This window comes from Rhizobium favelukesii, from assembly GCF_000577275.2.
Lineage (GTDB): Bacteria > Pseudomonadota > Alphaproteobacteria > Rhizobiales > Rhizobiaceae > Rhizobium > Rhizobium favelukesii.
On sequence record NZ_HG916853.1, the window covers coordinates 130,796 to 151,687 of the forward strand.

General features: G+C 59.4%; 20 protein-coding genes and 1 pseudogene. 5 read left to right on the forward strand and 16 right to left on the reverse strand.

The features are described from left to right. The first annotated feature begins 28 nt into the window (after window positions 1–28). The 4 genes from traA to LPU83_RS59830 are packed head-to-tail and all read left to right on the forward strand — an operon-like array spanning window position 29 to window position 5,974. Window positions 29–3,622, forward strand: a complete 3,594-nt coding sequence (traA, locus tag LPU83_RS59815; RefSeq protein WP_024316914.1) for a Ti-type conjugative transfer relaxase TraA — start codon at window positions 29–31, stop codon at window positions 3,620–3,622. Beyond that, window positions 3,622–4,185, forward strand: a complete 564-nt coding sequence (traF, locus tag LPU83_RS59820; protein WP_051166711.1) for a conjugative transfer signal peptidase TraF — start codon at window positions 3,622–3,624, stop codon at window positions 4,183–4,185. The genes traA and traF overlap by 1 nt, the downstream gene beginning before the upstream one ends. After that, a complete protein-coding gene (locus tag LPU83_RS59825) occupies window positions 4,175–5,341 on the forward strand; it encodes a conjugal transfer protein TraB (protein ID WP_024316916.1) in 1,167 nt (388 codons plus the stop codon). Before traF ends, LPU83_RS59825 begins: the two co-directional genes overlap by 11 nt. A gap of 15 nt (window positions 5,342–5,356) precedes the next feature. After that, window positions 5,357–5,974 (forward strand): TraH family protein, encoded by a 618-nt coding sequence (locus LPU83_RS59830; protein WP_024316917.1) that lies wholly within the window; start codon window positions 5,357–5,359, stop codon window positions 5,972–5,974. 23 nt (window positions 5,975–5,997) lie between these two features. Here the strand turns inward: LPU83_RS59830 and LPU83_RS59835 are convergent, their stop codons facing one another. From LPU83_RS59835 to LPU83_RS59850, 4 genes and pseudogenes are all read right to left on the reverse strand, one after another. Then, window positions 5,998–6,615 (reverse strand): hypothetical protein, encoded by a 618-nt coding sequence (locus tag LPU83_RS59835; protein WP_024316918.1) that lies wholly within the window; start codon window positions 6,613–6,615, stop codon window positions 5,998–6,000. Then, a complete protein-coding gene (locus LPU83_RS59840; protein ID WP_018010295.1) occupies window positions 6,612–6,791 on the reverse strand; it encodes a hypothetical protein in 180 nt (59 codons plus the stop codon). Before LPU83_RS59840 ends, LPU83_RS59835 begins: the two co-directional genes overlap by 4 nt. Before the next feature lie 149 nt (window positions 6,792–6,940). Continuing rightward, complete coding sequence (locus LPU83_RS59845; RefSeq protein WP_024316919.1) at window positions 6,941–7,936, reverse strand: alpha/beta hydrolase; 996 nt, start codon at window positions 7,934–7,936, stop codon at window positions 6,941–6,943. Beyond that, window positions 7,926–9,550: pseudogene (locus LPU83_RS59850) on the reverse strand (RcgA family putative transporter). The gene LPU83_RS59845 and the pseudogene LPU83_RS59850 overlap by 11 nt, the downstream one beginning before the upstream one ends. A 282-nt stretch (window positions 9,551–9,832) precedes the next feature. Here LPU83_RS59850 and LPU83_RS59855 point away from each other — a divergent pair. Next, entirely contained in the window at window positions 9,833–10,537 is a 705-nt protein-coding gene (locus LPU83_RS59855; RefSeq protein ID WP_024316921.1) for an autoinducer binding domain-containing protein, read from the forward strand. On the opposite strand, the gene LPU83_RS59860 is transcribed toward LPU83_RS59855, so the two are convergent. The 12 genes from LPU83_RS59860 to trbB all read right to left on the reverse strand — a co-directional run bounded on the left by LPU83_RS59860 (window position 10,538) and on the right by trbB (window position 20,591). Then, window positions 10,538–10,837 carry a transcriptional repressor TraM gene (locus tag LPU83_RS59860; protein ID WP_024316922.1) on the reverse strand — a complete coding sequence of 100 codons (300 nt, stop codon included), beginning with the start codon at window positions 10,835–10,837 and terminating at the stop codon, window positions 10,538–10,540. Window positions 10,838–11,037: 200 nt separating this feature from the next. After that, window positions 11,038–12,336, reverse strand: coding sequence for an IncP-type conjugal transfer protein TrbI (trbI, locus tag LPU83_RS59865; protein ID WP_024316923.1), 1,299 nt, complete (start codon window positions 12,334–12,336; stop codon window positions 11,038–11,040). A 15-nt stretch (window positions 12,337–12,351) separates the two neighbouring features. Further along, window positions 12,352–12,798, reverse strand: coding sequence for a conjugal transfer protein TrbH (trbH, locus tag LPU83_RS59870; protein WP_024316924.1), 447 nt, complete (start codon window positions 12,796–12,798; stop codon window positions 12,352–12,354). A 3-nt stretch (window positions 12,799–12,801) separates the two neighbouring features. Beyond that, the gene (gene trbG / locus LPU83_RS59875; protein WP_024316925.1) at window positions 12,802–13,632 is read right to left on the reverse strand and encodes a P-type conjugative transfer protein TrbG; all 831 of its coding nucleotides are present in this window, start codon (window positions 13,630–13,632) and stop codon (window positions 12,802–12,804) included. A gap of 15 nt (window positions 13,633–13,647) precedes the next feature. Continuing rightward, window positions 13,648–14,310 carry a conjugal transfer protein TrbF gene (locus LPU83_RS59880; protein ID WP_024316926.1) on the reverse strand — a complete coding sequence of 221 codons (663 nt, stop codon included), beginning with the start codon at window positions 14,308–14,310 and terminating at the stop codon, window positions 13,648–13,650. 21 nt (window positions 14,311–14,331) lie between these two features. Beyond that, window positions 14,332–15,513, reverse strand: coding sequence for a P-type conjugative transfer protein TrbL (gene trbL / locus LPU83_RS59885; protein ID WP_024316927.1), 1,182 nt, complete (start codon window positions 15,511–15,513; stop codon window positions 14,332–14,334). Next, the gene (gene trbK / locus LPU83_RS59890; protein WP_024316928.1) at window positions 15,507–15,707 is read right to left on the reverse strand and encodes an entry exclusion protein TrbK; all 201 of its coding nucleotides are present in this window, start codon (window positions 15,705–15,707) and stop codon (window positions 15,507–15,509) included. Before trbK ends, trbL begins: the two co-directional genes overlap by 7 nt. Then, complete coding sequence (gene trbJ, locus LPU83_RS59895; RefSeq protein ID WP_011654759.1) at window positions 15,704–16,513, reverse strand: P-type conjugative transfer protein TrbJ; 810 nt, start codon at window positions 16,511–16,513, stop codon at window positions 15,704–15,706. Before trbJ ends, trbK begins: the two co-directional genes overlap by 4 nt. Continuing rightward, complete coding sequence (locus LPU83_RS59900) at window positions 16,506–18,941, reverse strand: conjugal transfer protein TrbE (RefSeq protein WP_024316929.1); 2,436 nt, start codon at window positions 18,939–18,941, stop codon at window positions 16,506–16,508. The genes trbJ and LPU83_RS59900 overlap by 8 nt, the downstream gene beginning before the upstream one ends. A 10-nt stretch (window positions 18,942–18,951) precedes the next feature. Then, window positions 18,952–19,251, reverse strand: a complete 300-nt coding sequence (locus tag LPU83_RS59905; RefSeq protein WP_024316930.1) for a conjugal transfer protein TrbD — start codon at window positions 19,249–19,251, stop codon at window positions 18,952–18,954. Next, window positions 19,244–19,636, reverse strand: coding sequence for a TrbC/VirB2 family protein (locus tag LPU83_RS59910; RefSeq protein ID WP_024316931.1), 393 nt, complete (start codon window positions 19,634–19,636; stop codon window positions 19,244–19,246). Before LPU83_RS59910 ends, LPU83_RS59905 begins: the two co-directional genes overlap by 8 nt. Then, window positions 19,626–20,591 (reverse strand): P-type conjugative transfer ATPase TrbB, encoded by a 966-nt coding sequence (gene trbB, locus LPU83_RS59915; RefSeq protein ID WP_024316932.1) that lies wholly within the window; start codon window positions 20,589–20,591, stop codon window positions 19,626–19,628. Before trbB ends, LPU83_RS59910 begins: the two co-directional genes overlap by 11 nt. Window positions 20,592–20,892 lie beyond the last annotated feature (301 nt).

The following is a 20,892-nucleotide window of genomic DNA, read 5'->3' on the forward strand; positions in this document are numbered from 1 at the left end:
TGTTCGATCTTAGGAGCCTGTCTCAGCCGTGGCCGTCCCGCATTTCTCAGTCAGCATCGTTGCCCGCGGCTCAGGCCGCAGCGCGGTGCTGTCGGCGGCCTACCGGCACTGCGCCAAGATGGAATTCGAGCGGGAAGCGAGGACGATCGATTACAGCCGCAAGCAAGGACTCCTCCATGAGGAGTTCGTCATCCCCGAAACCGCACCCGACTGGCTACGGTCGATGATCGCCGATAGATCGGTCTCGGGCGCCTCGGAAGCTTTCTGGAACAAGGTTGAGGCGTTCGAACAGCGCGCCGATGCACAGCTCGCCAAGGACGTGACCATCGCTCTGCCGGTCGAGCTTTCGAACGACCAGAACATTGCCCTGGTCCGCGACTTCGTCGAGCGCCACATCACGGCCAAAGGCATGGTCGCCGATTGGGTGTATCATGATGCTCTGGGCAATCCGCACATCCATCTGATGACGACCCTGCGGCCGCTGACCGAAGACGGGTTTGGCGCCAAGAAAGTTGCGGTTCTGGCACCAGACGGCAAACCTGTGCGTAACGACGCCGGCAAGATCGTCTACGAGCTTTGGGCTGGAAGCGCCGCCGACTTCAACGCGTTTCGCGATGGCTGGTTCGCATGCCAGAACCGGCATCTGGCGCTCGCAGGTCTCGACATCCGCATCGACGGCCGGTCCTTCGAGAAACAGGGGATCGAGCTGACGCCGACCATTCATCTCGGCGTCGGGACGAAAGCGATCGAACGGAAAGCGGCCAGTGGAAATGGATTGGCGGAGGAGAAGGTCGCGCTCGAGCGGCTGGAGCTGCAGGAAGAACGCCGCGCCGAAAACGCCCGGCGTATCCAGCGGAATCCGGAGATCGTGGTAGACCTCATCACCCGCGAGAAGAGCGTCTTCGACGAGCGCGATATCGCCAAGGTCCTCTACCGCTACATCGATGATGCGGCGCTCTTCCAAAACCTGATGGCGCGGCTCCTGCAGAGCCCGCAAACGCTGCGGCTCGACCGGGAGCGGATGGATCTCGTCACCGGTGTCAGGGCACCGGCCAAATACACGACGCGGGAGCTGATCCGGCTTGAAGCGCAGATGGCCAATCAGGCGATCTGGCTGTCGCAGCGATCTTCTCATCGCGTAAATCGAACGGTTCTGAGCGGTATCGTTTCGCGGCATGACCGTCTATCGGATGAGCAGAAAACCGCGAGCGAACATGTCGCAGGTCCGGAAAGGATTGCTGCCGTGATCGGCCGCGCCGGCGCCGGCAAAACAACGATGATGAAAGCGGCGCGTGAAGCCTGGGAAGCAGCCGGTTATAGGGTCGTCGGTGGCGCGCTTGCGGGCAAAGCGGCAGACGGGTTGGAGAAGGAAGCGGGCATTGCCTCCCGCACGCTGTCTGCCTGGGAACTAAGATGGGATCAGGAGCGAGACCGGCTTGATGAAAAGTCTGTCTTCGTCCTCGACGAGGCAGGAATGGTCTCTTCCCGGCAGATGGCGCGCTTCGTCGAAGCGGTAACCTTGTCTGGTGCCAAGCTCGTCCTGGTCGGCGATCCCGAGCAGCTGCAGCCGATCGAAGCCGGCGCTGCCTTCCGCGCCATTGCCGAGCGGATCGGCTATGCGGAACTCGAGACAATCTATCGTCAGCGCGAACAGTGGATGCGCGATGCCTCCCTCGATTTGGCGCGTGGAAACGTGTCGGCTGCGCTCGACGCTTACGCCCAGCGGGATTTGGTGCGGACCGGTTGGACCAGGGACGAGGCGATCACTGCTTTGATCGCCGAATGGGACCACGAATACGATCCGGCCAAGTCGACTCTGATCCTCGCTCATCGCCGTGTCGATGTGCGTTTGCTGAACGAGATGGCGCGCAGCAAACTCGTCGAGCGTGGGCTGATCGAGGCCGGCCATGCGTTCAAGACGGAAGACGGGACGAGGCAGTTTGCGGCCGGTGATCAGATCGTCTTTCTGAAGAATGAAGGGTCGCTCGGAGTCAAGAACGGTATGTTGGCGCTTGTCGTCGACGCCCAGCCCGGGCGGATTGTCGCTGAGATCGGCAATGGCGAAGACCGGCGTCGGGTCGTGGTCGAACAGCGGTTCTACGCCAATGTCGATCACGGCTACGCCACCACGGTGCACAAGAGCCAGGGCGCCACCGTCGATCGCGTCAAGGTGCTGGCGTCGAGCACGCTGGACCGGCATCTATCCTATGTCGCCATGACCCGCCACCGCGAGACGGCGGAGCTCTATGTCGGGCTGGAAGAGTTTGCGCAACGGCGCGGCGGCGTGCTGATAGCCCATGGCGAAGCGCCTTACGAGCATAAGCCGGGCAACCGGGACAGCTACTATGTGACGCTCGGCTTTGCCAATGGCCAGGAACGAACCGTCTGGGGTGTCGATCTCGCGCGGGCGATGGATGCGTCGGGCGCCAGGATCGGGGATCGCATCGGTCTCAAACACGTCGGATCGCAGCGCGTCACGCTCCCCGATGGCACGGAGGTTGACCGCAATTCCTGGAAAGTCGTGCCGATCGAGGAACTGGCGATGGCCCGGCTACATGAGCGGCTCTCGCGTGCCGGATCAAAGGAAACGACGCTCGACTATCAGGACGCTTCGCACTATCGCGCTGCGCTGCGGTTCGCGGAGGCGCGTGGCCTCCATCTGATGAATGTCGCCCGCACCATCGCGCACGACCAGCTCCAATGGACCATCCGCCAATCGTCGAAACTCGCCGAGCTCGGCGCGCGCCTTGTCGCCGTCGCGGCAAAGCTCGGCCTTGGCGGAGCAAAGTCGACTGTATCGACAACATCTGTAATCAAGGAGGCAAAACCCATGGTCTTTGGCACGACGACCTTCCCCAGATCGATTGGTCAGGCGGTCGAAGACAAGCTCTCGGCCGACCCCGGCCTGAAGGCTAGCTGGCAGGAGGTTTCCGCTCGCTTCCATCACGTCTTTGCGGATCCACAAGCCGCCTTCAAGGCAGTCAATGTCGACGCCATGCTGGCGAATGGGACGGTAGCGGTAACGACGATTGTGCGGATTGCCGAGCAACCGGAAAGCTTCGGTGCGCTGAAGGGGAAGACCGGTCTTTTTGCAGGGAGCGCCGAGAAGCAGGCTCGCGATACTGCGCTTGTCAACGCACCCGCACTTGCCCGCGATCTGCAGGGCTTCATTGCGAAACGCGCGGCGGCGGCCAGGCGCTATGAGGACGAGGAACGCGCGGTCCGCGCCCAGCTCTCGCTCGATATTCCTGCTCTCTCCGCATCCGCAAAGCAGGTGCTTGAGCGCGTGCGCGATGCCATCGATCGAAACGATATCCCCGCCGGTCTCGAGTTCGCTCTGGCGGACAAAATGGTGAAGGCCGAGCTCGAAGGTTTTGCCAAGGCCGTGTCGAAGCGCTTCGGGGAAAGAACCTTCCTTCCGCTTGCGGCAAAAACTGCAGACGGGAAGGCGTTCGAGGTAGCGTCCGCAGGTATGCAGCCTGCCCAGAAGAACGAGCTGCGATCTGCCTGGGACACGATCCGCACCGTCCAGCAATTGGCTGCGCATGAGCGAACAGCTGTGGCACTCAAACAGGCGGAAGCCATACGGCAGACCCAGACGAAAGGGTTGTCGCTGAAATGATGTCTCACATCTCCCCCACCTTAGCCGTTGCGCGCCAAAGGCGCCCGGCTCTCGCTTTCCTCGCAGTGTCATGTGGCGTTGTGCTCGCGGTGATTGTCGGCGGCACCATCGGCGGCCTGCGCATCAACACCACGCCCAGCGAGCCGCTCGGGCTCTGGCGTGTCGCACTCCTCGAACACCCGGTTCAGGTGGGTGAAATGGTGTTCGTCTGCCCGCCGGAGACCGACGCTGTTTCCGAGGGATTTGAGAGAGACTACCTTCGCTCGGGCCTGTGCCCTGGCGGCTTTGGCCCCCTCATCAAAACGGTGCCTGCAGTCGGCGGGCAGCGCATCGCGATCGCCGGCAATGTCACGATCGATGGACGGCCGATCGCAAACTCGAGGCTCGTGTCTCAGGACGGCCAGGGGCGGCCATTGCGCCCCTACGCAGGAGGGACGATTCCGGCCGGCTTCCTGTTCCTCCATTCGCCATTTCCCGGATCCTGGGACTCTCGATATTTCGGGCCGGTCCCAGGATCCGGTGTTCTCGGCCTCGCAGAACAGGTGCTTACCTATGCGCCCTGATTGGCTTCAACCTTTTACCCTCGCTCTGGCTGCTGCCACGACTGGATATATCTCCTGGAGCGGACATGCCCTGGCGCTTCCCGCAGCGATCGCATTTCCGGCGCTTTGGTCGCTGGCGCACAGTCGTCGGGCCGCAAGTGTCGTTTCGGCCGCCTATTTTCTGGCGGCGTCGCGCGGTCTGCCGCAAGGCGTGGCTGCCTTCTATCAATCCGATATCTGGCCGGGACTGATCTTGTGGCTCGTCGCCTCAAGCGGCTTCGTTTTCGTTCACGTCGCACTCTGGTCGCGTCAGTCCGGCGGCTGGAAAGCCCTGCGATATACGATCGCGATGGTCCTCATGGCCCTTCCACCCTTCGGCATTGTTGGCTGGGCACATCCGATCACGGCGGCAGGCGTTCTCTTTCCAGGATGGGGCTGGGCCGGACTTGCGGCAGTGACAGCCGGTCTCGCGCTCATGACGACGCAATATCGACCGGCTGTAGCCATAACCCTTGCAGGCTTCTGGCTCTGGTCCGCCGCATTCTGGACAGCACCGGACATAGGGCGGCATTGGCAGGGGGTCGACCTGCAGCTCGGAAATAGACTCGGTCGCGATAACAGTCTCGCTCGGCATAGTGATCTTGTTGCAACGCTGCGCTCTGAGCGTCGCCCCGGCTCCACTTTCATGCTCTTGCCTGAAAGTGCTCTCGGGTTTTGGACGCTATCGGTCGAACGCGTGTGGCGGCAGCAACTGGCCGAGGCCGATCTGAGCGTCATCGCCGGCGCGGCTGTCGTCGATCGGGAAGGATATGACAATGTGCTGGTTCGCGTCTCGGCCACCGACAGTGAGATCCTCTATCGGGAACGCATGCCAGTGCCTGGCTCGATGTGGCAGCCCTGGTTGGCACCGATCGGAAAGAGCGGCGGAGCCAGAGCGGACTTCTTTGCTAATCCGGTCGTGTCCGTTGGCGGCCAGCGCGTGGCCCCACTCATTTGCTACGAGCAACTCATCATCTGGCCCGTCCTGCAGTCGATGCTTCATGATCCAGACCTCGTCGTCGCCGTCGGAAACGACTGGTGGACCAAAGGGACCGCAATCATCGGCATACAGCGCGCCAGCGCCGAGGCTTGGGCGCGGCTGTTCAACAAACCTCTCGTGATGTCTTTCAACACCTGATCTGGAGCAAAGACCATGGACGCTGCCCTCATTGCGAAATGCGCCGATCCAAGCCTTCCCCCCGCTATCGTGGAACAGTTCATTTCGGCCGTCGGTTCCGACGATCCACTCGCCGTCACCGTGAATGCTGATGGTCGGCTGGTTCTCATCCCCAAACCTCGCTCGCCCGACGAGGCCATGGGTGTGGTCAAAAACTATGTCGGTCATGCCATCGTGCGGGTCGGCATCACCCAGTTTCCGGCGGATGTTGGCGTCGACGACGCATCGCAGCTTCAATCAGATATGTTCGAGGCCTGCGCGAATTTGCGCACAGGGACAGGCATATTCGCAAAGGTCGCCCGCATCGTCACCAAATGGTACGGCCGCCCCACGAATAAAGAGCTTCTTCCGCAGTTGGTGGACGATACGATCTACGCTTGGAAGACGGGCAGCTTCGAGGGCGACAACGTGTTCCGTGCCTCAGATCCTGGTGGCCCGACTTTCTTTGGTACACGCTCAGAAAAGCGTGCCGAAGGTACGGATCCCGTGGCGCCTCCCATGGAAAGTGAAGATGCCTCACAACCGGCCGAGCCGGATAAGGCTACGGAGGCAGGAATGAGGATCGATCTTTCGAGGATCGGCGGACAAAAATAACGAGCGCTGCGGATGGGTCAGCGCTAGGGCGAAACCGGAGAGGTGAGCGCTGGCGTCTCGCCTCGCGGCAGGAAGAAGCCCTTGATACATGGGTCATTGCGAACGGCGATCTGCGTGTGGGTACGCTCGCGAAAGCGAGCGCCATCGTAGATTTCATTACCTTCGGGAAACAGGCCTCGAACCGTGTCGAATGCCGGAAGGGCGGCTTCCTTCGCGATCTCGTGGAGATAATTGATAACGGCGCAATCCAGCTTCCGAACCAGTTTGTCGGAATTCTTGTCACCCTTGGCATCGGAATTCACCGGCATTTTGCCGCCGGTGGCTTCGATCTGACTTTTCAGCATTCGGTAGCTGGTCTGGATCAGGGGGACGTACTTGCGGGTGATGAGGTCCAGGCAGTTGCCGAGATCGATAATTGCGCCGAGCACGAAGGGCTCTTTATAAGCGCCGGATTCAGCTTTCAACGTCGCCCATTCGAGCGCACGCTCTGGATCGTTTTCCCAAAAGTAGATCCCAGAACCGAGCCAGTCATACGCCTTTTCGCTCGGAAGAAGGGGCGATGCGCCGGTTAGCGCAGCCATGCCCACGGCCTTGTCGCAGCCGTGGTAGCCGAGAACGTATGCAGGATAATTGGAACTCAAGCGGCAGCCGCTTCCTCAGCGTCGTCGTCGCGCGCATATTCTGGCGCAAGTTTGCCGTCAGCAGACACAATGCCGGCGTCCATCAGATGACGGCGTGCATCGTCTGGGGACTTGGCGGCGTCTTCAGCCCGCTTTTCCATGAGCGCGATGAGCGCCTCCAACTGGATGTCTGTCATCGTCGAGGCCCTCCTGAGCCAACTTCTTGCAGTTTATTACATGGATTCCGGCAAAAGCGCAAACCTGGACGGGGCGTGGCGCCAAGCACGAGACGGTAACGCGGACACGCTGCAAACGTTCATTTTCGTCTGCCCGGTACTCGGTCAACTCAAGACAGAAACCGTTTCAAGCTCAAACCGGCATACAAAATGTATGGCAGCTTCCCAAGGGAATAGTGCCCACAGTTTAGTTTCAGGATCTGCGGCTGGCCGCCGGCGATTTTCAAACTTCGTAACAGGCTTTCCGACAGCTCCGGCATCACAACCGTGTCTCGCTTGGCCAACACCACCTGAAGATCGAGATCCGGCCGCGCCAAACGATGCGCGGAGTTTTCGAGGTTAAGTGGACCCCATGCTCTCCTGAGATCAGCCAGCTCGATTTCTGACTCGAGGCTTCTCCGGATGGATCGTGTTGCACGACCCGTCCAAACCATATCCGCAAGGCTTCCACCCGTCAGGAACAGCGAAGCCTTCGAAACGTTCGGATCATGTGCGGCAATCAATCCTGCGACCCAGGAACCGAGGCTCATGCCGAGGACCGAGATTTCTCGATAGCCCTGGCTCTTAAGCCAACGGATGAGTTTTCTTCCATCACATACGGCCTGCCTCACGGCTTGGATCGTTCGACCAAGGTTGGCGCTCAGCATGTAATCCGCGTGCAATGAACCGGGACGGCTACGCTCAAAGTGATACGGCATCGCGATCTCGACGACTGTGATGCCGCGCCGTGACAAAAAGCCGGCAATTTGAGCGTTTCGAGCCCGTGCGTTCCAATGGTGAAAGATCACCAGTGCCTTGTCGAGGGATCCACTTTTGGTGATCTTCGCCCAGACGATATTGTTCTCTGCGACATCGGTGGAATTGTCCGATGGGAATTTAACCCAATGCTCTCTCACGTCGAATCGTTGATCGCCGCCGTTTTGCTCATCAAAAAACGTAGGGTCAGTCGAAGCTTCATCTGCGCGGGCAAGAAATTCGCGGATACTGCCGATTTCCTCACCTGGAAAGGCACGGTCTGCATCAAGGATGAAGCTGGTTGTTTCCTTCCCGTCCTCACCGAGACGCGCCCGCTGTTCATCCCACCGATCAAGCCAGCTAAGATACAATTTGTTTGCTTCCTATTTCACTGGATCGCCGACTGCCGAGGCCAGGATCAACCAGGCTGAACACCGCGACCAGAACACCGATGCCCAAAACGATCGAGAATCCCACGAATGCATCGACCAGCAGGTAGGTAGCAAACAGCAATGTCACGACCGCCGCCATCTTCCAGAGAGGCACATGAAATCGCGTGCCCATAGCTCGCAGGCAGATCGAACCGTAGACAAAGACAACGATGGTCGAAAGTGCAACGAGCAGGCTGCTGTAATGGGTAGGCATCCGATAATGGAACCCATTGCTGGCACCATCACGTCCAGCCAGCGCTGAAGACAAATCCCCGGCCAACCAGTCTAGGATGTTTTTGGCGTTCGATGTCAGATAGGAGCTCTGAGCCTTCATGCACGACGCGACCAGGAGGCCCAGAATTGTGCAACGAAAAATCCCACGCATTAATCTCAAGCAAAGCTCATAGACTTCGTCTTGAGATCCAACCTGCTGAAGGATCTTTGCTTCAAGGTCAATTTTCCTGAGATCATGGATCATGGTGTGTAGCAAAATGAGCCCAGCAAAAAAAGGTAAAAGCAGAGGCACATATAGAAGTAAGCGAGGGCAGTGAACGCGATCGACACCGGGACCGATATAACCTCCGGTCGCACAATAGCCAGCGTGCCCCAACTAGTCGCGTAGTCTGCACCGCCTTCCAGCAATGGGATCAGACAAACACCAATCCATTGAAAAACACCGGCGAACAACACACAGATCAGGAATACCGCCCAATAAGAAGAGGAGGACGCCTCCACATTGCGGGCCCAATCATCCTCGCTTGTCGTCGTGTCGTTCCACGCCCATAGCCTCACACGCCCTTCCTTCGTCCAAAAAGAGAGTAGCTCTGTGACGAGCGCGAAAAACAGTGGCAAGAGCACCATGAAAAGGAAGGTCCAATTCGGCGCCCAGAGAAATCCAACCTCTTTCGCAACGTTATCCGCCCGGAGGTAGACCGCGCTGTGGATCCCTACAATATAGGACAGAAAGCCGAGAGCGGAAGCGCCGGCAAACACAGCTGCGGGCAAGTTCAGCGGCGAACCGCCGCTAAAAAGGGCCTCCGATTTTCGCGCTAGGCTGAAGCGCTGCTTCTTCCGATCGCCTTCGGGTTCGGCATCGGCATCGGGTGTAAGCTCGACCAGTGACGACTGCTCGTTGTCAACCGTGGGGTCTGTCGACACATCTGGACGTTCTAGTGTGCGGTGGTCTGTCTTCTTTGCTTCCCGTCTCTTGGCCTGCAGCCGCGCCTGAGCGGCACTTAGCTCGACCTGCCATGCGGCCGTGGCTTCCGGATCATCGCACCCAAAAACCCTCGCGAGCCAGCGAATGTTCGCCGAGCTAATTCCCCTGTCGTTTTCCTGAAACCAAAGCTGCACTGTCCTCAGATCAACCCCAGCGCGGTTCGAATCGATCTGTGAAATCGCCTCTGCAAGCAGCTCGGGCGTCCATGGGCCTGCGGGAAATCCGTCTTCACCAACTGGTCTGCCCGCGCCCGCCGCGGCTAATCTCTTGAATAATTCCTTCCAATCACTGCCGTCGTTCGGTGGAGGGAGAAATAATTTTCCGTTCTGAAACAATCGATTACCAACTCTGATTTCGTTTCGTTTCACTGCTCTTCGTATTACATCGTGCCAAATCACTCAATCGCCGGTTATCGAATTCCGGTTGGATAATTTTATGACGAACGCATAGCGAGTAGGCGACGTGATCGAATGAATGAATCAACCTAAAGCTGAGTTGGCGCGTTGCGCTCGCTAGCGTTGTCAGAGGAGGTCGGGCAGGACCCGGTCCACGTTTCGCGGCTGTCGTCATGAGCCGCTCCGGGACGGGAGGAGCAGCACCGAATGAAGGGGATTTGGATGAATCAACTTGTAGCAGGGCTTTTAGAAATCAGCGCTGTCGCGCATGACGATGCAACGCTGAAAGCCGCCTTGGCGGATTTGGCAGATCGGTTCGAATTTTCCGGCTACGACTATACCAAAATGCAACCGGGCGACTTTTACGTGATATCGAACCTTCATCCCGAAAGGCTGAAACGAAGACGAAAGTTGGACCTGGACCGACGAAATCCGATTATGAAGCGTGCCCATCAATCACGGCGCGTCTTTATCTGGTCTGGTACCCCACAAACCGGAACGGAACCGGAGGAAGACCAGACATTCTATGAAACTGCAGCGCAGTTCGGGATCCGTTCAGGCATCACCATTCCAATTGCTATTTCCAGTGGCGCCATCTCAGTCCTCACCTTCGTCTCTCCAAAGTCCGTTGTGACCGCGCACGACGAAATCGATCCGATCGCCGCATCCTCCGCGGTTGGGCAGCTACATGCCCGCATTGAGCAGCTAAAGATAGCTCCTTCAATCCAGGAACCCTTTTACCTCTCTCCGAAGGAGGGGACCTACACGCGGTGGCTTTCACTCGGCAAAACGGTGGAAGACACGGCCGATATCGAGCAGGTCAAATATAATACCGTCCGTATTGCGCTCGCCGAGGCACGACGGCGATATGACCTCTGCAACAACACGCAGCTCGTGGCTCTGGCAATTCGGCGTGGCCTGATTTGATCAGACTTTCGGTGTTCGGCCCAGAATGTTGAGAAGTGTCGTGAGCGCAGACATCTGCGCATGCATTTCGATCGTTGCTTCCAGATAGGCTAGGTGAGCGTCACCAGGCTCGTTCTCGTCGTCTCGGTCACCGGCATGAGCGACCTGGAACATTCTCTCGGCGCGGTCGACAAGCTTGCGATGTTTCTTGATCGCGCCGACCGTCAGGATTTCGACAACTTGCTCGGGCTCGTTGGAGAGCAATCCGATGATCGGCCGCAGGTCGATGTCCGTGGCAGTGTCATTTCTCTCGTAACCCATAAGATCTCCCGACGCTCAGGCTCAGCCTGCGGTGTACGCCTTGTTTGCTCGTCTGAGAATCGAGCAACGCAGCGCGTACGGCCTTGGGAGTTAATTTAGCGATTGGCTCGGGACTCATCCACTGCAGTTTTGCAGCGACTTTTTTGGTTGACGGAACCGGTGTCCGTCGCCTGAACGTCGCCCGCCATCCTGCTCATATCTCAGTTGCTGTAATTGCCCGGAAAAATGATGTCCTGATCAACGAGCACATTGAAACTGTAACCTGGCCTTATCTTGATCGTCGGCTGGACATTGAGATTTTTCGAGATGGTCTGCTCGGCGACCCGTCCAAAAGTTTCTGCAAAATTCCTGCGCGCAGCGTCGGAGGCCGTGTCTTGCGTGGCAAGGGTAGAGCTCTGAGGCATCGACATGTCGATCCCTGTCCCGATAAGCGCGACGAGTGCGGCCGAGCCGAAGGTCCGTAGATAGTGGTTGTCGACCTTGTCGCTGAAACCGCCATAGCCTTCCGAGTCGGTCCCGGCCATACCGCCGATCTGCAGGGTCGAGCCATTCGGGAAGATGATATCGGTCCAGACGACGAGGACGCGGTTTTGGCCGAATGAGACCTTGCTGTCGTAACGACCAAGAAGCTTCGTCCCTTGCGGCACAAGCGTGTAGTGGCCGGTCGCGCTATCATAAACGTTCTGGCTGATCTGGGCAGTAATGCGGCCCGGCAAGTCGGAATTGATGCCGGTGATCAGTGTCGCGGGGATCACCGATCCACGTTTGAGTTCGTAGCGTGACTGCTGAGGTACGACCTGATTGGGCAAGTAGCCGAGATCCTTGATGTCCGCGTTGAAGAAATCTTCCTTGGAAGTTTGTCCGTTCTGATCGACCTGACCCGCAGCGCCCGCTCTCAACGCTGCGGCATAGAGATCCTGTGAGCCGTTCGTCGCGCTGTTCGATTGACGCGGTCCGGCAGAAGCAGCGCCTGGCGCTTGCGCCGAGACATCGGTGATGTCGACTTTCAGCGGCGAGTCTAGGGCCGCCCCTTTTGCCTGTAGGCTTGCCATGCGCTGGCGCTGCTGTTCGCGAAAGATCTGTTCCCGCTGTTCGCGAAGCATCCTGGCATTCCACTCCTCATCCGATTCCATGCGAGACCTGCGTGGCTCGCGTGGTTCGACCTTCGGTTCTGCCTCCACCGGGCGGGCGGCTTCCTGCTGCTGCGGGACCGGGGTTGGTTGAAACACCGGCTGCTGTTCCTCCCGGTCACCGATAATTCCGTCTTTGACACCCCGCTTCAGCTGATCGGCGAAGGTCGAAGCCGGCGTACCAGAACCGCTTTCGTTCGGGTCGTGCTGCCCAAACCTCAGTCCGCGTGAGGAGAGGCCGTAAACGAGAACGGCAAGGAACAGAACCAGGATCCCGATGCCGAAGAACAGGGGCACGCGATTGAGGCGCTTCATCCCTTTCTCGTCAGCAGACCGATTTGACGTTCCCAGTTGCAGCGATTGGACCATGATCGTCTCCGCCTGTCAGTTTCGCTTCATAAGGGAAAGGGGGCTTGCCGGCGTCGCCACACCATTGCTGACCGAGTAAGCTCGGCCGAGCTCCATCGTGTCAGTCGAAAGGCGCGCCAGCACTTGTCCGTCTAGGGCAGCGATCGAGTAGGCCAACTCGACCGGCTTGGGCGCATCCTTCACGCTTGCGCTCTTGTCATCGGTGACGATGGCAAAGCCCCATCCTTTCAAAGCAGCTTCGAGCGCGACGGAGAATTCGGAGGTGTCCTTGTGCAGTTTGATGGGAGTGGTCGTCGATCCGGCTTGCTCGGCGAACCGTCCTGCCATGTCGCCAGCGATGGCACCGGCGGCGGGCCCGGTGACCTCAGCGGGTGCTGCGCTGGTGGACAGTCCGTCGGTTGCGGTCTGGCATCCGGCTAGGCTGAGGGCAAGGACAATCGGAATGAGGCGATAAAGCTGCATAGATCACCCTCCCCGCCGGATCGTGATCTTCTGCTGCTTCCAGCCGACCCCGGAGATCAGGATCGCCTTGTCGATGTTGTAGTCGACGATCATCATGTCGTTCTTCATCCGATAGTTGACGATGCGGTTCTGGCCGCCCGAGACGACGAAGAGGACGGGCGCATCCTGACCGGAGATCGCACGGGGAAACTGGATGTAGGTCTTCTGCCCATCGGAATAGACCCGCTTCGGCCGCCACGGGGCGCTTCCGCTCAACGAATAGGAGAAGGCAAGCTGTTCCGGAGCCACTCCGCCGCCCGGCCCGGTCATCGCCTGGATGCGCGCATTGATATCGGAGAGCTTCGTGGCGGCATCTTCGGGATATTCGAACCCGACGCGGGCCATGTATTGCGTTGGATGCGATTTCAACTGGATATGGTAGGTGCGGCGTGAGGTCGTCACCACCATGGACGTGACAAGCCCCGGCTCGGACGGCTTGACGATCAGATGGATCGCCTGTCCACCGGCGGCGCCCGACGTTGCTGGCTCCACCTTCCAGCGCACGGTATCACCGACAAGGACGTCGCGGACAATTTCGCCGCCCTGCAGCTCGATATCGCAGACCTGCAAAGGGGAGCAGACGACGGAGGGCTGCGTCTCACCAAAAAGGAAGATCACCTTGCCGTCCGGTCCGCGTGTGACCAGTCCGGTCTGCCCTCGCCATTTGCCCGAGAGGTTCGTCCCTTTGGCCTCATTGCCCGTCAGGCTTTGCGCGATGGCCAACGGTGAAACTGCGGTCGATACGGCAAGCGCCAGCATGCAGCGAAGAGCGACGCGTTTGTGTTTGATCCTCATTGCAGATCCCTGCCCTTAAAGTTGCGCGGTCCAGTCGAAATCGGTCACGTACACGCCGATCGGATTGAGCCGGATTGTTGCTTCGTCTTGTGGTGATGTGATCGACACGGTCGCGATGCCCCGGAAACGTCGGGTCGCGACCTCCTTGCCTTTCCGATCGCGCTCGTACTCGGTCCAGTCGATCTGGTAGGTCTGGTTCGAAAGCGCGACGATGTTGTTCACCTCGATCGCGACGGTCGCGTTGACCGCCTTTTCGAACGGCGAGTTGCCGCGGAACCATGCATTGACCTTTTGCGTCGAGGGATCGCTCGTCCGCAGGAGGGCATAGGTGCGGTCGATATATTGCTTCTGGACCACCGCATCTGGTGTGATCGAACGGAAGCTGGTCACGAAGTTCCCGAGCGTCGCGCGAACGACCCGCGTGTCCGCATACTCGATCTGCTGCGGGAAGCCGCCGGAAACCGTGTTCCCGAGCTTATCAACCTCGACGATATACGGGACGAGCTTGACCTGCGTGCTGAGGTAAAGCGCGTAGCCGAAGCCGATCACAGCCATTCCCAGGCTCAAGATGCCAACGGCCCTCCAGGCGGAGGCTGCCTTGACGTAGGAGCCGTAACGTTCTGACCATTCCTGCCTCGCGGCAAGGTACGGGTTTTCAGGTGCGGGATGCCCTGCCATGTGAGTGATCCTGTCCGTGAATTATGGTTTGTCCGGTCTTTCCGGAGGGGGCGTCGGAGTTGACGGATTGCCCCTTGCCTGATCGAGCTTCGCGTTCGCCAGTCCAAGAAGGGAGCCGGCATAGGCACCGGGCGAACCGATTGCTTTTTCCTTGGCGGCGGATCCGGCAGCCATGGCACCGGAGCTGAAACTTGCGCCCATGCCCCGGAGTACTGAACCTGCGGCCGAGGATCCACCGGCGCGCGCTGCCTGCGCGGCGACAAAACCAGCGCCGACGGCGCCAGCTCCGAGAAACGCGCCGCCCGCTGCGAACGAGGCCGCCTGTCCACCGTGGCGAATTGTCTCCATGCCGCCGGAGACCGACGCCCCTTGCACGACGCCCTGGATGATGTTCGGGACGTACATCGCGATGATGAAGACGACGACCGAAATGCCAGCGATCGCGAGTGTGGTGATGAACTGGTCGCTTTCGGCTGTCGGGGCCCGCGCCAGTCCAAGCAGGACGTTCGAGCCGATCTTGGCGATCATGACCAAGGCCATCAGCTTCATCCCAACGCCGAAAGCATAGACGAGATAGCGGATCGCAAAGTCCTTGGTGAAGGAGGAGCCGCCAAGCCCGAGCATGATCATGCCTGCCAGCAGGCCGACATACATCTCGACCATGACCGATACGAAGATTGCCGCGACAAGCGAGAAGCAGATGACGACGATGCCCATCGCAAGCACGGCGGCGATAGCCAGGGCATTGTCTTCGAAGACGCCGAACTTCGCCTGTTCCGACATCTGGGACGCTACGCGAATTCCGGCGTCGAAGACTTCGGCTGGAGACGCAGAGCCGCCACCGGCGCCGATTTGGAAAAGACTGTCGACGACAGCCCTGGCGAAGGTCGGGCCCTGCGTCAAAGCGAAGGCAAAAAAGCCGATGAACATGATGCGACGGACGAGCTCGGCAAACCAACTGTCCAGCGATGCTGCCTGGATCGCGAGCCACACCGCAGCAATGCCGACCTCGATGCCTGCGAGGATCCAGAACAGCGATTTCGCCGCATCCATGACGGTGGTTTCCCACCCTTTGGCGGCAGTCGAGACCTGGTTTTCCAACTCCGTCAGCACTTGGCCTTGTTGGGCGAAGGCTGGTGCCGCCAAAGCAAGGAAGGCGATTCCCGCGACGAGGATGGTGCTTCTCCGATTGCGCTTCACCATCTCGGGCGCATCTCCTGGCCCTTTTCGATCGGTGGCAGCGCCTTGCCCGTGCCAAAGAACTTCTCGCGTTTTGCTCGTTGCTCTTCACTCATCTGCGGCGCGGCGGACCTTTCGCCACGAACCAGGACGACTGAGGTGACGGCAATCACCGTGATCACGACGCACACGGAGGCGATCAGTACGGGGCGGGTCACCAGCGGGGCTCCATTTTCTGACCGGAGGGAATGGATTGGACGTCCGCATTGAAGAATTTCTCTCGACGAGCCTGCGCCAGATCCTTGTCCGTCTGTTCGCTCTGCAGCCAGGTCCCCATCATCGTGGTCTGCTGGGAGACAATTCCGCGTAGCTTCTGTATCTGGGCGACCTGCTGAGCGGCGATCTGGTGGCCGACCTGAAGTGCCTTCATCTGGCCGTCCGCTGATTGCGACATTGATTGCAGTTGGCCCATCGTATCCTCTTCGCTGTCGAACTGATCGGCGGTGAGGCTTGCGGCCTTGAGAGTGCTGGAAATCGTGTCGCGGTTCGTGTTCGACCACGTCTGATAGGTGGACGAAAAGCTCTCGGCGTTTGGCAGGCTTGTCTTCAAGTCCGCATAGCTTTTGAAGCGTTGCTTCAGAAGATCGTCAGCGTTGCCCATGGAAAAGGCGATGCCCTGACCCTGATTGACGATATCGCGCAGCTGGTTCAGGTCACCTTCAACCTGGCCCCAGATATGGTTCGGAAGCTGGGCCGTATTCTGCAGCATGTTTTGATAGATATTGAGCTGGTTTTGGATCTGCTCGGCAAGCTGGGTAATCTGGGTGATCTGATTTGCGATCTGCTCGCTCGATTGCCCGACCAAAGATATCAGTTCGCCGTTGTTCAAGAGCTGCGTCATTTCGGTCGCGCCGGTAACTGCGCCTCCTGCATAGGAAACAGTGGGCGTGGCGGTAAGGCCGGCGGCGACCAATCCCACCACCAATGATTTGCCGAGCTTCAAGAACTGGATTGCTTCACTCATTGCGGTTGATCCCCCTTTCGATGAGCCACTGACCCGGCCATTCGAGGCCGTGGGTCGACGAGAGTGCCCTGATGCGGGCTAGATCGGCTTTGCCAGAGGCGCCGACGAAGGAGAGCGTGACCGGTCCGAGAGACATGTCGAAAAGCCTGCGGCCATCGGGTGAGGTCACGTAATATTCGCGTTTCGGGATGGCGTTCGCGACAATCTCGATCTGCCGCGCATTGAAGCCGATCCGCTCGTAGAATTCGCGGGTGCCGGTTTCCCGGGCTGCGCCGTTCGGAAGGCAAATCTTGGTCGGGCAAGATTCCTTCAGGACGTCGAGAATGCCCGAGCGCTCAGCGTCGGAGATCGACTGTGTCGCGAGAATGACGGCGCAGTTCGCCTTGCGCAGCACCTTGAGCCATTCCCTGATCTTGTCGCGGAACACAGGATGGCCGAGCATCAGCCATGCCTCGTCCAGAACGATGAGGCTTGGCGAGCCATCGAGCCGCTTCTCAATCCGTCGAAAGAGATAGGTCAGAACGGGGACGAGATTACGCTCGCCCATATTCATCAGCTGCTCGATCTCGAAGCACTGGAAGCGCCCAAGCGTCAGGCCATCCTCTTCCGCATCGAGGAGCTGACCCATTGGGCCGTCAACCGTGTAGTGATGGAGGGCATCTTTGATCTCGCGCATCTGGACGCCGCTGACAAAATCCGACAGCGAACGGCCCGGGGCCGAGGCCATCAATCCGATTTGCCTCGAGATCGCGTTTCGATGGTCCGGCGCAATCGTCACGCCCTGAAGCGATACTAGGGTCTCGATCCACTCGGAAGCCCATGCACGATCAGCGTCGGTCTCAAGCTCCGACAGTGGGCAGAAGGCAAGACTTGCCCCCTCCCCGCTCTCGCCACCGATCTCGTAGTGGTCACCACCGACGCCGAGCGTGAGGGGAAGCATCGAATTGCCTTTGTCGAAGGCGAAAACTTGCGCCTTCTCGTATCGGCAAAATTGCGCGGCGATCAGTGCGAGGAGCGTCGACTTTCCCGAACCGGTCGGACCGAAGATCAACGTGTGGCCGACATCGTCGACATGCAGGTTCAGTCGGAAGGGAGTCGAGCCGGACGCCACCTGCATGAGCGGCGGCGCAGCGGGCGGATAGAACGGGCATGGGGCGGCGGGCTGCCCTGACCAGACAGAGTTCAGCGGAACAAGGTCTGCCAGATTGCGCGTGTTGATCAGCGGTTCGCGGATGTTGCAATACCAGTTGCCGGGCAGGCTGCCGAGAAACGCATCGGTCGCATTCAGCGTCTCGATGCGGGCTCCGAACCCTTCCGCTTGGATCAAGCGACGAACTGCCTCCGCCTTCTCCTGCAAAGCCGTACGGCTTTCGTCGAAGAGAATGATGACCGGCGTGTAATAGCCGTAGGCCACCAATTGAGATGAGGCTTCGGCGATTGCATCCTCAGTCTCGGCCACCATGGCCATCGCATCCTGATCGACCGAGCGGGATTGTGTCTGGAACAGCTGGTCGAAAAACGGCCGCACTTTCTGCTGCCACTTCTTGCGGGTTCGCTCGAGGCGCTGCTTGGCTTCCTCTGCATCAAGGAAAATGAAACGTGACGACCAGCGGTATGTCAGCGGCATCAGGTTCAGGCTATTTAAGATCCCCGGCCAGCTCTCGGCCGGAAGCCCATCAATCGCGATCACGCCGAGAAACCGACCCTCGACCCGTGGCGTCAGTCCATGTTCCAGCTCCGCCGTAGCGAGCCAGTCAAGGTACATGGGGATTTCTGGCAGACGGACCGGGTGGTTCTCGCCGGTGATCGCAAACCGAATGAACTGGAAAAGCTCGTCGTAGCGCGCAACGCGACTACCATCGCGCTCGGAGACCTCTCGGGTCTGCATGCGCTGCACAGAGAGAACATTGCCGAGATATTGCTCGATTTCTCGGATCGAGCGCTGAAACGCATCGAGGGCGGTATCGGCATATTTCGCCGAGCGGCTTTCCGTGTCCGAGTAAATGTAGCGCGTCAGGCCCGATCGGCGCCGCTCTGGCGGCCGATAGGTCAGAATAAGCGCGTGCCGGCTTTCGAAATGCCCGCGCTCCTGTCCGAAGTGCCGCCGGCGCTCGTCATCGATAAGCAAGGTCACGGTATCGGGAAAATGGCTGCGTTCAGCTGACGGGTATTCGGTCGTCGGCACCCGCACGGCCTCGACCTGGATCATCCAGCCCGTACCAAGTCGCGAGAGGATCGAGTTGATCTGACGGGAAAGCTCGTTGCGCTCAAAATCCGTAGCGCTTTCGGAATCAGGACCGGCAAAATACCAACCGGCCATCAGACTGCCGTCCTTCAGCAGGAGGATGCCGTTATCGACGAGGCCCGCATAAGGAACCAAATCGGCGAATGATGGACCAGTCGATCGAAATGTGCGTAAGGCGACCATCGCGAGATCCTCAGTATCGGCGCCAAGGCGCGGAGGTCGGGAGGTAGTGCGCCCGATACCGCATATGACGCGCATAGACTTTGCGCATCATGGGGTCCGATTTCGCCATCATGCGGAGCGCGCCGACGACCACGATCCAGATCGCGATGCCGAACAGGGCCGAATAGACGGTCAACACCACGAAGATGAGAATGATCGCCGCGAGCCCGGTCAGCAGCACGAGCTCGCGATCCGCTCCCATCAAGAGGTTCGGCCGCGACAAAGCGCGGTGAATGCGGTTGCGATGAAGCCCTGTGCCGGCGTCAGCCATGACGCCCCTCCCCTCCCCCGACCCGATTTGCATTCGGGACCGCGGTTTGCTCGGCGACAAACGAGCCACCGATCGACGCGCCGGTCGAGCCGAAGAGGCCGACGATCGTTGTCGCGCCGAGCAGGATCCCCGCGACCAGCACCACATACATCAATCGCCGCGCGAAATCGTTTAGCTCGCCACCGAAGATCAGCATGCCGCCGGCAATCGCGACCGCGGCCAGTGCAATATAGCCGGCGACCGGTCCGGTGATGGACTGCTGGATCTGCTCGAGCGGGCCTTCCCAAGGCAGGCTTCCGCCTGAACCGGCGAGCGCAGGCCCGGCAAGCGAGGCGCAAATCAATGCGCCGATAGTTCCCAAACGGAAAAAGCGATTATGCAGCATGACTGTCCTCATCGATCTGCGGATAGTGTTCTGTCTGGTAGCGCGAGCCGTTGAACCCCTCGACATGCAGGACCTCCCTCACCCGCCGTCCCCGCCCGGCGCGTTCGATCGAGATCACGAGATCGACCGCCTCGCCAATCACGGCTTGCATTGGCTGTTGACTGGCTTCCGACGTCAGTTGCTCGAGGCGTCGAAGCGCCGACATCGCGGAGTTGGAGTGGATTGTCGTGACGCCTCCGGGGTGTCCTGTGTTCCAGGCTTTCAGTAGGGTCAGCGCCGCGCCGTCGCGGACCTCACCAACGATGATGCGATCGGGACGCAGGCGCATCGTGCTTTTGAGCAGCCTGGCCATGTCGACCGCGTCGCTCGTGTGAAGGCAGACGGCATTCTCGGCGGCGCATCGGATCTCGGAGGTATCCTCCAGGATCACCATCCTGTCTTCCGGGGCGGCGGAGACGATTTCAGCGATCACCGCGTTGGCGAGCGTCGTTTTGCCCGATCCCGTGCCGCCGGCGATGACGATGTTCAGGCGGTTGGTGATGGCGCTGCGAATGATCGAGGCTTGTGCTTCGGTCATGATCTTGGCGGTCACGTAGTCGTCGAGTGGAATGAGCTGCGAAGCGCGCCGGCGGATCGTAAACGTTGGCGAGTTGACGACGGGAGGCAGAAGACCTTCGAAGCGGTGGCCGCCAATCGGTAGCTCACCGGAGATGATAGGCCGTTCTCCATCGGCTTCGGACTGGAGAGCATGCGCCACCGATCCGATAACGGTCTCGGCTGCGGTCGCTTGCATTTCGCCAGCTGGCGCAACGCCGTGACCCAGGCGCTCGATGAAGAGCTTACCATCTGGATTGAGCATGATCTCGACGACTGTTGGATCCTCAAGGGCAATGCAAAGGTGCTCGCCGAGTGCGTCCTGGAGTTTTCGGACAAGGCGGGAGTGCGACTGAAGCATGGGAAGCTCGTCTCCTCGTTTGGGTGCGTGAGGAGACAGACCCCGGTGGCCGCGCGAAGTCCATGTGCAATTTTGCACCTCGCGAGTCGCGGGTGATTCCGTCAGGGTCGCTTCGATTCGGTGATTTACCAGCGAGTCCCGTTATCGGAGCAGAATATGAATCACAGGAAAGATATGCAGGGAGATTGCACCATATGATCGATAAATCGCTGGAATCTATGGATTAGTTGTAGTGACGTCCGGAATGTGCGTTTCGCGTTAAGGCTTTGTTAACTTTAAAAATCTTGCAAAACGCGCTGGA